This is a genomic window from Bartonella sp. CL25QHWL (assembly GCF_042195335.1).
Classification (GTDB): Bacteria; Pseudomonadota; Alphaproteobacteria; order Rhizobiales; family Rhizobiaceae; genus Bartonella.
This window is the reverse complement of record NZ_JBHIOE010000010.1, coordinates 33,393-45,819: the sequence shown is the minus strand read 5'-3', so window position 1 is coordinate 45,819 and position 12,427 is coordinate 33,393. Positions and strand designations below refer to the sequence as shown.

The 12,427-nt window shown below is 36.9% G+C and carries 12 protein-coding genes; 7 read left to right on the top strand and 5 right to left on the bottom strand.

Annotated elements, in window-relative coordinates:
• The first annotated feature begins 6 nt into the window (after positions 1-6).
• The 7 genes from gltX (at position 7) to ACFILY_RS06880 (ending at position 7,932) form a co-directional block, all read left to right on the top strand.
• The gene (gltX, locus tag ACFILY_RS06910) at positions 7-1,437 is read left to right on the top strand and encodes a glutamate--tRNA ligase (protein WP_375631229.1); all 1,431 of its coding nucleotides are present in this window, start codon (positions 7-9) and stop codon (positions 1,435-1,437) included.
• Between the two features lie 262 nt (positions 1,438-1,699).
• Positions 1,700-2,995 carry a citrate synthase gene (gene gltA / locus ACFILY_RS06905; RefSeq protein WP_273790681.1) on the top strand — a complete coding sequence of 432 codons (1,296 nt, stop codon included), beginning with the start codon at positions 1,700-1,702 and terminating at the stop codon, positions 2,993-2,995.
• Positions 2,996-3,728: 733 nt separating this feature from the next.
• Positions 3,729-4,481: a transporter substrate-binding domain-containing protein gene (locus ACFILY_RS06900; protein ID WP_375631230.1), complete on the top strand. Its 753-nt coding sequence runs from the start codon at positions 3,729-3,731 to the stop codon at positions 4,479-4,481.
• Positions 4,482-4,820: 339 nt separating this feature from the next.
• Positions 4,821-5,573 carry a transporter substrate-binding domain-containing protein gene (locus ACFILY_RS06895; RefSeq protein ID WP_375631231.1) on the top strand — a complete coding sequence of 251 codons (753 nt, stop codon included), beginning with the start codon at positions 4,821-4,823 and terminating at the stop codon, positions 5,571-5,573.
• 79 nt (positions 5,574-5,652) lie between these two features.
• On the top strand, positions 5,653-6,375 hold the full coding sequence (locus ACFILY_RS06890; RefSeq protein WP_273790678.1) for an ABC transporter permease: 723 nt from the start codon (positions 5,653-5,655) through the stop codon (positions 6,373-6,375).
• The gene (locus ACFILY_RS06885) at positions 6,372-7,079 is read left to right on the top strand and encodes an ABC transporter permease (protein WP_273790677.1); all 708 of its coding nucleotides are present in this window, start codon (positions 6,372-6,374) and stop codon (positions 7,077-7,079) included. Before ACFILY_RS06890 ends, ACFILY_RS06885 begins: the two co-directional genes overlap by 4 nt.
• A 79-nt stretch (positions 7,080-7,158) precedes the next feature.
• Positions 7,159-7,932: an amino acid ABC transporter ATP-binding protein gene (locus tag ACFILY_RS06880; RefSeq protein ID WP_273790676.1), complete on the top strand. Its 774-nt coding sequence runs from the start codon at positions 7,159-7,161 to the stop codon at positions 7,930-7,932.
• Between the two features lie 30 nt (positions 7,933-7,962).
• On the opposite strand, the gene lpxB is transcribed toward ACFILY_RS06880, so the two are convergent.
• Genes lpxB through lpxD form a run of 5 tightly spaced genes read right to left on the bottom strand, consistent with a single transcriptional unit; the run spans position 7,963 to position 12,382 of the window.
• Complete coding sequence (gene lpxB / locus ACFILY_RS06875; protein WP_375631233.1) at positions 7,963-9,150, bottom strand: lipid-A-disaccharide synthase; 1,188 nt, start codon at positions 9,148-9,150, stop codon at positions 7,963-7,965.
• Positions 9,143-10,015, bottom strand: a complete 873-nt coding sequence (locus ACFILY_RS06870; protein WP_273790674.1) for an LpxI family protein — start codon at positions 10,013-10,015, stop codon at positions 9,143-9,145. The genes lpxB and ACFILY_RS06870 overlap by 8 nt, the downstream gene beginning before the upstream one ends.
• A 2-nt stretch (positions 10,016-10,017) precedes the next feature.
• Entirely contained in the window at positions 10,018-10,842 is an 825-nt protein-coding gene (lpxA, locus tag ACFILY_RS06865) for an acyl-ACP--UDP-N-acetylglucosamine O-acyltransferase (protein ID WP_273790673.1), read from the bottom strand.
• A 24-nt stretch (positions 10,843-10,866) separates the two neighbouring features.
• Positions 10,867-11,334, bottom strand: coding sequence for a 3-hydroxyacyl-ACP dehydratase FabZ (gene fabZ / locus ACFILY_RS06860; RefSeq protein ID WP_273790672.1), 468 nt, complete (start codon positions 11,332-11,334; stop codon positions 10,867-10,869).
• Between the two features lies 1 nt (position 11,335).
• Positions 11,336-12,382 carry a UDP-3-O-(3-hydroxymyristoyl)glucosamine N-acyltransferase gene (gene lpxD / locus ACFILY_RS06855; protein WP_273790671.1) on the bottom strand — a complete coding sequence of 349 codons (1,047 nt, stop codon included), beginning with the start codon at positions 12,380-12,382 and terminating at the stop codon, positions 11,336-11,338.
• Positions 12,383-12,427: the final 45 nt, after the last annotated feature.

The window sequence follows — 12,427 nt, the reverse complement described above, 5'->3', positions numbered from 1 at the left end:
ATATTCGTGTCTGTTATTACTCGTTTTGCCCCTTCACCCACTGGCTTCCTTCATATTGGTGGTGCTCGTACTGCTCTTTTTAATTGGCTTTATGCAAAACATACCGGTGGAAAAATGCTTTTACGAATTGAAGATACAGACCGAGAGCGTTCAACAGAAGCAGCTGTAAAAGCCATTATAGATGGCTTGCACTGGATGGGTCTTAGTTACGATGGCGCCCCTATTTCGCAATTCGAACGTGCAGAACGTCACCGCCAAATCGCTGAACAGTTGGTCAAGAATGGTAAAGCATATTATTGTTATGCTTCACCTGAAGAGTTAGCTGAAATGCGTGAAAAAGCCCGTGCAGAAGGGCGCCCACCACGTTATGATGGACGTTGGCGCGACCGTGATAGTTCTGAAGCTCCTAAAGGTGTTAAGCCTGTTATTCGCATCAAAGCCCCTCAAGATGGAGAAACGATTGTACATGATCGCGTTCAAGGTGATGTCCGTTTTCCTAATAAAGATCTCGATGACTTCATTATTTTGCGTTCTGATGGTTCGCCTACCTATATGCATGCTGTTGTCGTTGATGATCATGATATGGGCATCACACATATTATACGTGGTGACGATCATCTTACCAACGCAGCCCGACAAACGATTATCTTTAAAGCAATGGGATGGGACATTCCTGTTATGGCCCATATTCCTCTTATCCATGGTGAAAACGGTGCAAAATTATCAAAGCGACATGGTGCGCTCGGTGTTGATGCCTACCGAACAATGGGATATCTTCCTGCTGCTTTGCGCAATTACCTTGTCCGTTTAGGTTGGAGTCATGGTGATGACGAACTGATGTCACTTAAAGATATGATTTCTTGGTTTGATATTGAGGATATTAACAAAGGTGCTGCTCGTTTTGATCTCAAAAAGCTCGATTCCATCAACGGACACTATATGCGTATGAGTAATGATCAAGAACTTTTTGATGCCGCTCTTAATATTCTACCAGAAACCGATAGGGGAGCACAAATTATTGAAAAACTTGATGAAAAACGCCGTGTTCAATTTTTAAAAGCAATCCCGCATTTGAAAGAACGTTCAAAAACACTGTGCGAACTGATTGACAATGCCTCCTTCATTTTTACGCAACGACCTTTACAACTTGATGAAAAAGCTCAAATACTCTTAGATAAAAATGGACGAACCATTTTAAACGATCTTTATCTTGCTCTGAAAGCTTGCCCCTCTTGGGATACAAAAACTCTAGATGAAACACTTCGCTCTTTTGTCCAAACACAGAATCTCAAATTTGGATCTATCGCCCAACCACTTCGCGCAGCTCTTACAGGATGTGCAACATCACCAGGTGTTTTGGATATTCTTATTTTATTAGGACGCGATGAATCCCTTCATCGCATCAAGGACCAACTTATCACAACAATATGCCCATGATGTGCACTGAGTATATTTCCTCAAATAAGGATCTATACAGATATCTCAACGCGCCCTAAAAGAGTTTTTTATGTTATATCATTGAAATACATTTCTTATTGAGTAATAATGATCAATAAGGAAATATTTTTAGATTGCATGTACTCACTTTTAGAGGCAATCTACCCTTAATATAAGTAAGAAAAGCTTCAGTTATACATCCCCCACTCTGATGAAGCAGAGTCTTAATTTTTAGAAGTGAAGGATCTGAAAGGAATACCGAATGTCTGAGAATAACGCATATATTATTGTGAATGATAAAAAAGTAGAGCTTCCCTTGCGTAAAGGCACGAGTGGACCTGAAGTCATTGAAATTGCTTCTCTCTACAAAAAAACCGATATTTTTACTTATGATCCTGGTTTTACTTCAACAGCTTCTTGTGAATCAAAAATTACTTATATCGATGGTGATAAAGGTATATTGCTTTATCGTGGTTATCCTATTGATCAATTGGCTGAAAAAGGAGACTTTCTCGAAAGTTGTTATCTTTTACTTTATGGTGAACTCCCAACACAGCAAGAAAAAAATGAATTTGATCGATGTATTATGCAGCATACCATGGTACACGAACAGTTTGCACGCTTCTTCCATGGCTTCCGTCGTGATTCTCATCCTATGGCCGTCATGGTTGCCTGCCTTGGCGCTATGTCTGCGTTCTATCACGACTCTATTGATATTACAGATCCTCACCAGAGAATGATTGCTTCTGTTCGTCTTATCTCAAAAGTTCCAACGCTTGCTGCTATGGCCTATAAATACAGTATCGGACAAGCATTTGTTTATCCACGTAATGATCTTAATTATGCTGCAAATTTCCTCCATATGTGCTTTGCAGTTCCTTGTGAAGAATATAAAACAAACCCTGTGCTTGCTCGGGCGATGGATCAAATCTTTATCCTTCATGCAGATCATGAACAAAATGCTTCTACATCTACGGTACGTCTTGCTGGATCCTCGGGTGCTAATCCGTTTGCCTGTATTGCAGCAGGAGTTGCATGCCTTTGGGGACCAGCACATGGTGGTGCCAATGAAGCATGTCTAAAAATGCTACAAGAAATAGGTTCTATTAAAAGAATTCCTGAATTTATTGCACGTGCAAAAGATAAAAATGATCCTTTCCGCCTTATGGGCTTTGGGCACCGTGTCTATAAAAATTATGATCCACGTGCAAAAATCATGCAAAAAACCTGTCATAAAGTTTTAAAAGAACTCAACATTCAAGATGACCCTCTTCTTGATATTGCAATAGAGCTTGAAAAAATTGCCTTAAGTGATGAATATTTTATTGAGAAAAAGCTTTATCCCAATGTTGATTTCTATTCCGGCATTACATTAAAAGCTCTAGGTTTTCCAACTGAAATGTTTACTGTCCTTTTTGCATTGGCGCGCAGTGTCGGGTGGGTGGCACAATGGAAAGAAATGATTGAAGACCCTGCACAAAAAATTGGTCGTCCTCGACAACTCTACACAGGCTATGCTATGCGTGACTATGTTCCTATAGATGAACGTGCAAATTAAAAAAAGAGATCAATAAAGCTTCAATTTACTGAAGCTTTATTGAGAGTAATCAAAAAACATCCTTTAAGAATTTTTATAAAACGTGATTTTAAAACTCTTTCTACAGAGATAACATCATCATAAAAATTTACTAAAAAATTCTAAGTTTTAGCTCTGTAAAGAAATTGAGAATACTTTTCTGCGAATTAGCCAAACATTTAGCAAAAAGAAATTGAAAATTTTACCTTATAATCCTCATTATCTTTAATAGAAATGTATTCCCTATCATTCCCCCATGTTTAAAAGCCCTATTACATATTAAAATCTAGCAATGTCAGAATTTTTCTTTCTATCTTCTTCAGATAAAATTGCAAAAGGCTTACATTAAGTGCTTTTCTAAGATGCCAAAACTTCTTATCCCTCTTCAAATAGATTCGAATAAAAATACTTTACATTTTGTCCTGTTAAGAGCTGAAATTTTCTTTGTATTTAAGTTAATAGTTTTTCTTTTAAAGATAAATTATTGATTTTTTAAGTAAAATCATTAAATCATATAATCAATAGAGGTGTCCTTCTTTCCTGTATTTTTTATTCCCATACTTGATAAAAAGAAATTATTTTTTGACAATGATATTCAGCATAATGATAGCAAAATGACCACAGATAAATTTTTTACATTGCTCCAAAAGAACTTACAGATTATAAAAATTCATGATGGTTTCATATTTGCCAGCTTATCTAATAGGAGAACATAATGAAATTATTAGCAGGAGCTCTTATAATAAGCGCGACACTATTTACCCTATCGGCCAATTCTCAAACGCTGAAAATTGCAAGCGATGCTTCTTATCCGCCATTTAGTTATATTGACTCAAATAACGAACTTCAAGGGTTTGATATTGATATATCTTATGCTCTTTGCAAAAAAATGAATGTTGAATGTACTATTGTCACACAAGACTTCGAGGGGATGATTCCCGGTCTTCTTGCCAAAAAATACGATGCTATTGTTTCTTCCCTTTCTCCTACAAAAGAGCGCTTACAAAAAATTGATTTTACAGATCCTTACTACAATACAGCACTCGCTGTTATTGTTACCAAAAATTCGGAAATTAAAGAAATCTCAACACAAGCCTTTAGAGGTAAAAACCTTGGTGTACAATCAAATACAACACAAGCTGCATATGCGGAAGATCATTATGCCTCTGAAGGAGTTAATATCAAACTTTATCCTACAGCAGCAGAAGTTAATCGTGATCTTTTAAGCCATCGGCTTGATATCATCATCTTTGATAAATTAAAAGCATTAAATTGGCTTGAAAATGAAGGAAAAGACTGCTGTCTCCTCTTGGGAACTCTAGAAAAAACAAATTTTCCTATTGCAATTGCACTCCGTCAAAATAATAATGATCTTAAAAACAGTTTTAATAAAGCAATAGAAGAAATCCGCGCCGATGGAACCTATGAGAAAATTATGAGAAAATATTTTACTTTCGATATCGATTAGATCTCACTATGAATTAAAATTCAATCTGTATATTTAAGGAGTATCTTTAACTCTTTATTGGACATGCAGGTATAATTGGAAATTCGGCATTTCTATAAGAAAATTTACATTTATCAAAATAATTTTTAATTGTTCCTCAATATTTAAACACTTTATAGAATCTAATGACAACGATAAAGTTGTATTTTTATCGTATCAAAATCTAATTTTTTGATACTAATGCCCAACATAAGGATCTAAAATAAGCATCAATAAATTTTTGAATTGCTCCCAAAAAGCTTACAGATTATAAAAACATAATGATTTCATATTTGCCCGCTTATCCAATAGGAGAACATCATGAAATTATTAGCAGGAGCTCTTATAATAAGCGCCGTACTATTCACCCAATTGGCTGATGCGAAAACATTAAAAATTGCGAGTGAAGGCACCTACCCTCCCTTTAGTTATATTGACTCAAATAATAAATTGCAGGGACTTGATATTGATATATCTTATGCACTTTGTAAAAAAATGAATGTTGAGTGTACTATTGTTACACAAGACTTCGAGGGAATGATCCCTGGACTTATTGCAAAAAAATATGATGCTATCATTGCTTCCCTCTCTCTCACACAAGAGCGCTTACAAAAAATTGACTTCACAGATCCTTACTACGATACAGCACTGGCTGTTATCGTTACCAAAGCTTCGGGAATTAAAGAAATCTCGACACAAGACTTTAGAGGTAAAAATCTTGGTGTGCAATCAAATACAACACAAGCTTTCTATGCAGAAGATCATTATGCTTCTAAAGAGGTGAAAATCAAACTCTACCCTTCCACAATAGAAGTGAATCGTGACCTTTTAAATCATCGACTTGATGTGATTATTGTTGATAAATTACAAGCATTAAATTGGCTTAAAAATGAAGGAAAAGATTGCTGTCTCCTCTTGGGAACTCTAGAAGAAACAAGATTTCCTATTGCAATTGCAGTCCGTCAAAATAATAATGAACTTAAAAATAAGTTCAATAAGGCGCTAAAAGAAATCCGTTTGGATGGAACTTATGAAAAAATTATGAGAAAGTATTTTACAGGTGATGTTTATTAAATATCGATATGATATTTAAATGAAACCTACTGGTTATTGCTAAAAAATATTATCGAACTCTTTCATGAGGAACACAGGAATGATTGAAAATTTAGCATTGCTATCATTTAGCAATGGTGGATGGGGAGTGGTTATACTTTCCAGTGCAGGAATGACTTTGTCATTGGCATTATGTTGTGGCTTTCTAGGATTTCCTCTAGGACTTCTCAATGCAGTGATGATTCGATCCAATATTAAGATGGCCAAAGCTATGGCACGCCTCTTTTCAACAGTATTCCGTGGGCTACCAGAGCTTTTAACTTTGTTTTTAGTTTACTACGGATTACAAAGCCTTATTCAAAATTTATTTGACTATTTTAATTTTGAAATCATGTTCAGTATCAATGCATTTGTTGCTGGTGTTCTTGCACTTAGTATGGTTCTTGCAGCTTTTTCTTGTGAAGTTTGGCTTGGAGCATTTAATATTTTTGATAAAGGTCAATATGAAGCGGCTAAAGCTTTAGGACTTTCACGGTCAACCACATTTTTTCGTATTGTCTTCCCTCAGCTCATCCGAAATGCCTTGCCAGGACTTTCTAATAATTGGCTTACTTTACTGAAAGATACATCCCTTGTTTCTACCATCGCGCTTGTTGACCTCATGCGACAAACGAATTTAGCTGTCGCTGCTACCAATAAACCCATGCTATTTTATTTTGTAGCATGCTTACTCTATTTGTTATTTTCAGCGGTTTTTACTGCAATCTTACGCCATTTGGAAACATACACTCAAATAGGCTATAAAAAGGTGCTAGGTCAATGATTCCTGAGTGGCTTTATTTCCTTTTTAATCCTGATCTTTTAAGCCATTATGGACCCAAATTTATTAATGGCTTTATTGTTACTGTTGAGCTTGTTTCTATCTCTTGTTCTCTAGGTCTTTTTCTTGGTATGCTTATCGCTTTTGCTCGTCTATCAAAGAATACATTTTTACAATATTTTGCAAATGCTTATGTCTATTTTTTCCGTGGCTCTCCTTTATTAGCTCAACTCTTTCTTTTTTATTATGGGCTTGGTTCAATGAATAGTTTTTGGCAACAGGTGGGACTATGGTGGTTTTTTCAAAACGCGTGGTATTGTTGTCTTTTTATTTTTACACTCAATTCTGCTGCCTATCAATCTGAGATCTTTAAAGGAAGTTTTTTATCCGTAACAACTGGACAGCGTGAAGCATCAAAAGCTTTAGGTTTAAGCAACTCTGTCACATTTTTTAGAGTTATTCTTCCACAAGCAATGATTGTAGCATTACGCCCCCTAGGAAATGAGTTGATTTTAATGATTAAATCCAGTGCTGTTGCCTCACTTATTACTGTTTATGATTTAATGGGAGTTGCTAAACTCACTTATTCACGGACTTTTGATTTTCAAGTTTACGTTTGGGCTGCTCTTATCTATCTCTTTATCGTTGAACTCATTCATCGTTTTATTGTTTTTATCGAACAGCGCCTCACTCGATATTTACGTTAAATAAAATGATCATAAAAAACTTTACCAAACCAAAATGTTGAATTAATCACGTTATTCATCAATGAAAGAATAAAATAAGATGAATTTGAAAAATAATAAATCGATCTCTCCCAATAAAAAACCAGTGATCTCTATTCAAAATCTAAATAAATGGTATGGAAACTTTCAGGTCCTACATGATATCAACTTTAATGTTCAAGCTGGTGAACATATCGTTATTTGTGGACCATCCGGATCAGGAAAATCAACGTTAATTCGTTGTATTAATCAATTAGAACAAGCACAAAAAGGTTCAATCTGTATCCATAACGTTGATATCCATACCGCTCCTATACAACAGCAAAAAAAAGTTCTTCGTAAGATAGGAATGGTCTTTCAGAATTTTAATTTATTTCCCCACATGAGCGTTATACAAAATTGTATTTTAGCACCTATGACCGTTCAAGGGCTTTCCAAACAACAAGCACAAGAACGGGCAATTCGTTACTTAACACATGTTGGTATTGAAAAACACTGTGAAAAATATCCTTTACAACTTTCTGGTGGGCAACAACAACGTGTTGCGATTGCCCGTGCACTTTGTATGGAACCTGAAGTCATGCTTTTTGATGAACCAACCTCTGCTCTTGATCCAGAAAGTGTGGGAGAAGTTTTGGAAGTGATGGCTCGATTGTCCGACACAGGGATCACAATGCTTTGTGTTACCCATGAAATGGGCTTCGCACGTAAAGTCTCAGAAAGAATACTCTTTCTAGAAAATGGAAAAATTGTTGAAGATACAGCCTCTGAAGAATTTTTTACCAATCCTAAAAGCCAACGTGCTTGTAATTTTCTTGCTAAAATTAAATATTAATCATTAAAATATTGCTTTATTTATACAATTTTATTCTTGTTTTTTTAAAAGAGCGATAATTGTTTGTGCGCCAACAACCCCTGATGGTACTTCAGTTTTCATTTTCTGTTCTACCATCTCAAAGGCATCAAGTTGTGCCTGTCGCAATAAAGGATTAGCCAAAAGTTGTTCTACTTGTCTTGCTAACATACCAGGACGGATTAATTCATTCAAATATTCCGAAACAATAGGCTTATCAGCAATAATATTTGGAAGAGCAGCACTCCATAACATCATTTTAGGAAAAATAAATAATTTAGAAAAACGATCAAGTTTATAGCAAAGAACCATAGGAATTTTTGCTAAGGCTAATTCAAGTGAAACAGTTCCATGTGCCGCAAGAGCAACATCTGCTTGTGCAAAAGCACGCCATTTTTCATCTTCACCAACGACAATTTCTATCTTGCTTTTCCAGCCTTGCACAAAATCACGGATTCTATCTACCAAATGAGGTAAGGTTGGTAAAATAATACGTAAATGAGGAATACGTTGTACAAGAATCTCTACTGTTTCTCGAAAAATAGGCATTAAGGAACGAATTTCTAAATTGCGTGATCCTGGCAAAATAACTAATGTAGGCGATGATATTTGTGTATCGATCAAATTTCTTTGTTCTAATTGGCTTTTTTTTTCTGACTGAACTCTCAAAAGGGGAGGATATGTCAAAAGACGATGTCCAACATAGGTCGTGGCAGGACCTCCCAAATCTTGCATAATCTTTTCTTCAAAAGGAAAAACCGCTAAAACATGATCAACAAATCCACGCATAGCTTTTGCACGCTCTGGCCTCCATGCCCAAACGGTTGGTGCAATATATTTAATGATAGGAATAGAAGGCGCTAAAGCACGTACCTTTTTTGCAATACGATGTGTAAAATCAGGACTATCAATAATAATTAAACAATCAGGTTGTTCTTGTGCAATAAATTTGGATAAATTGCGAATATGTAGCAACAACAATGGTAGTTTTTTCAATACTTCCTTTAAACCTATTAAAGCAATATCATGGGAATCAAAAAAGCTTTTTAAACCTAATGCCTTTAAATGCCTCCCCCCAACACCAATCAAATGAATATTGCATCCTATCTGTTGTGATAAACAAGTAATTAAATCGGCCCCAAGTAAATCACCAGATTCCTCACCTGAAACCACAGCAATCTTTAAGAAACAATTATTCATGACCAAACCTTTCAAATGTCTCTATAAATAGAGAATATTTGTTGGCTTTTTCTATTGTTGTTTTCACCGATAATATTAGACTTCTATTTGCCTCCACCGCAACACCAGATAAACCACTCTTTGCAATATTTATTATTGTCGCTGGCCCAATTGATGGCAAATCAACGCGATTATCCTGTTGTGGTTTTGCACATTTTACAAGAATGCCACCTTTAAGGGGAATTTGCCCTCTTTCTCGCATTTCACAAACACGCCACAACATATTATCAGTTCCCTCAGCACCCTCCAGAGCAACCACCCTTCCTTGGACAACGACAACGGCTTGCCCGATATCTAATTGACCTAAAAGCTTTGCTGCTTCTACTGCTAAAAAAATATCTTTTTTCTCTTTTGGAGTAGCACGCCGTACTGTTAAATTAAATTCTATGGGAGCTAAAAGATCTGGGACTATTTCGTGAGCACCGATAACACAAAAACCGTGTGCTTCAATAACCCGTATAAAAGCTTTTAATAACGCATCGTCTCCCCTCTTCAAAGCTCCGATTAACTTAGGAAGAGCTAAAAATGTTGTCCAGTCCAGTCGCAATTGTTTAAGAAGTGGACGCTTTTTCACACCACCTGCCAAAACAACATTATATACACCAGCCTCTTTTAAAATTTTAACGAGTCGCGCTAACTCTACAATTGATAGCTCGCAATGCTCATAGCGATAAAGAACAGAATCTGCCTCACCATGCAAAAGCACAAGAAAAGGATTTTCTCCATTCTTCTCAAGAGTCTGCGCAACAGTAATCGGTAGAACACCATTTCCTGCTATAATAGCAGTACGGCCGGAAAGAAAACTTCTGGCTCCCCAAATAGGCATTTTTAATCCTTATGTTCTTTTATTTTATCACCTTCAAATTTTGGTGTACAATAAAAACGCTTTCCTTCTTCTTTAATAAAATTAACAACTTCAGAAACAGACTGAGAAGAAGAATAAAAAGAAGCAACATCACTAACACGCTCTTTAAATGGTTTGCTATGATCAAAAAGCATGGCAACCGCATGACGGAGTGCATGAATATCTTGACGCTCAAGTCCTGCACGCTTCATGCCAATAATATTGAGGCCGGCAAGTTTTGCCTGCACACCAACAGCTGTTCCATAAGGTATCAGATCACCAACCAGTGCAGATACGCCGCCGATAAATGCATGATGTCCAACACGAACAAATTGATGAACAGCAGCACCACCACCAATAATCACATAATCACCAACAGTGACATGACCAGCAATCATTGCGTTATTGGCAAATGTTACATGATTGCCTACATAACAATCGTGAGCGATATGCGCATAACAAAAAAATTGGCAATTATCACCAACAACTGTCATTCCTACACTCGAATCGGAACCCCTATGCATTGTTACACCTTCACGAATCGTACAATTCTTACCAATAAAAAGAGTTGTAGCTCCTCCTTTATGTTTATTATTTTGCGGATCTGCCCCCAAAACAGCATGAGAAAATACTTTACTCTTGGCTCCTAATGTTGTCTTTCCCATTATTACAACATGACTTGTCAAACTACATTCATCACCAATAACAGCCTCTGAACTAATATGGCAAAATGGTCCAACGCGTACATTCTCACCAAGCTGCGCTCCCTTCTCCACAAGAGCAGTTGGATGGATTTTCGTACCGGACATTTTTAAATTCCCATCAAATATCGTTTATTCTTCTTCGACAATCATCGCAGCAATTTCTGCTTCAGCGACGCGGACATCTTCTACTTTTGCAACACATGAAAAACGTCTCATACCAGATCTTTTTTTCAAAAGCTGAACATGAATCTTGAGCTGATCACCAGGCATAACCGGCTTACGAAATTTCGCATTATCAACCGTCATAAGGTAAACTAAATTTGTTTGCTTATTGCCTAAATTTAAAAGTGCTATTGCTCCTGCCGTTTGTGCCATAGCTTCTAAAATCAAAACTCCAGGCATAACAGGCTTTGCGGGAAAATGTCCCGTAAAATGTGGCTCATTAATCGTTATATTTTTAATACCAATCGCTTCTTGTTCACCATCAATATCAACGATACGATCAATCAATAAAAATGGATAACGGTGCGGTAATATTGATAATAGTTTTTCAATATCGACAGCCTCTAAGTTTTTAGTTTTTTCACTGCTGATCATATCAGCGTTTCTCCTTTTTAACTTTTCCCATACTGCGCAACGCCGCTACTTCACGAAACCATTGTTTAAATGGTCGCGCTGGACTACCTCCCCATTTTTCGCCATCCGGAATGTCATTCATAACACCACTACGAGCAGCAATCTGAACAGATTTACCTATTATGATGTGATCAGCTACTCCCACACTTCCGCCAAGCTGAGACATATCCCCTATAGATGTACTTCCCGCAATGCCACATTGAGCGGCAATAAGACAATAGCGGCCAATTTTTACATTGTGGGCAATTTGTACAAGATTATCAATCTTGCTTCCTTCACCAATAACAGTATCTTGAAATGTCCCACGATCAATTGTCGTGTTCGCACCAACTTCTACACCATCCTCAATAATAACACGACCAAGCTGTGGAATTTTCTCGATTCCAACTCCGCCTCCAACATAACCAAAACCATCTTGTCCAATGCAAACGCCAGGATAAAGCTGAACCTTATCACCTATTATAGAACACTGAACTGTTACCTTAGGAGCAATATAGCAGTCACATCCAATACGGCAATTTTCACCGATAACAGCTGTGGATGAAATAAGAGTTCCTGCACCAATCTCAACATTTTTACCAATAACAGCTCCAGCTTCAATACACACATCATGTGCCAACTTAGCCGTTGGATGAATATGCGCATGTAATGAAATCCCCTTCTGCCCCAACCAAGGCATTGGCTTGACAGAATCTGGAAACAAAATACGACCAATCTGAGCAAAGTCACGCTGTGGTGTGGATGTCACCAAAATTGCCATAGTTTCGGGAACTTTAAAAACAATCTCATTCGTACACAAAACAGCAACAGCAGAACTGTCCAGTAAAGCATCAGAAAACTTCCGATGCTCTACAAAAACAAGCGAACCTTCCACCGCACTCTCAAGTGAAGAAAGAGTATTGATAACTTTATGAGAAAACTCTGGATTAAGAAGCTTTGCACCCGTCAACTCAGCAGCATTTGCAACTGTCAATCGTCGGGACGGCGTAAAAAAAAATGTATCCGCCATCAAAACACTTTCTCTCCCAGCTTAAGCTATTCTCTTCAAATTTTT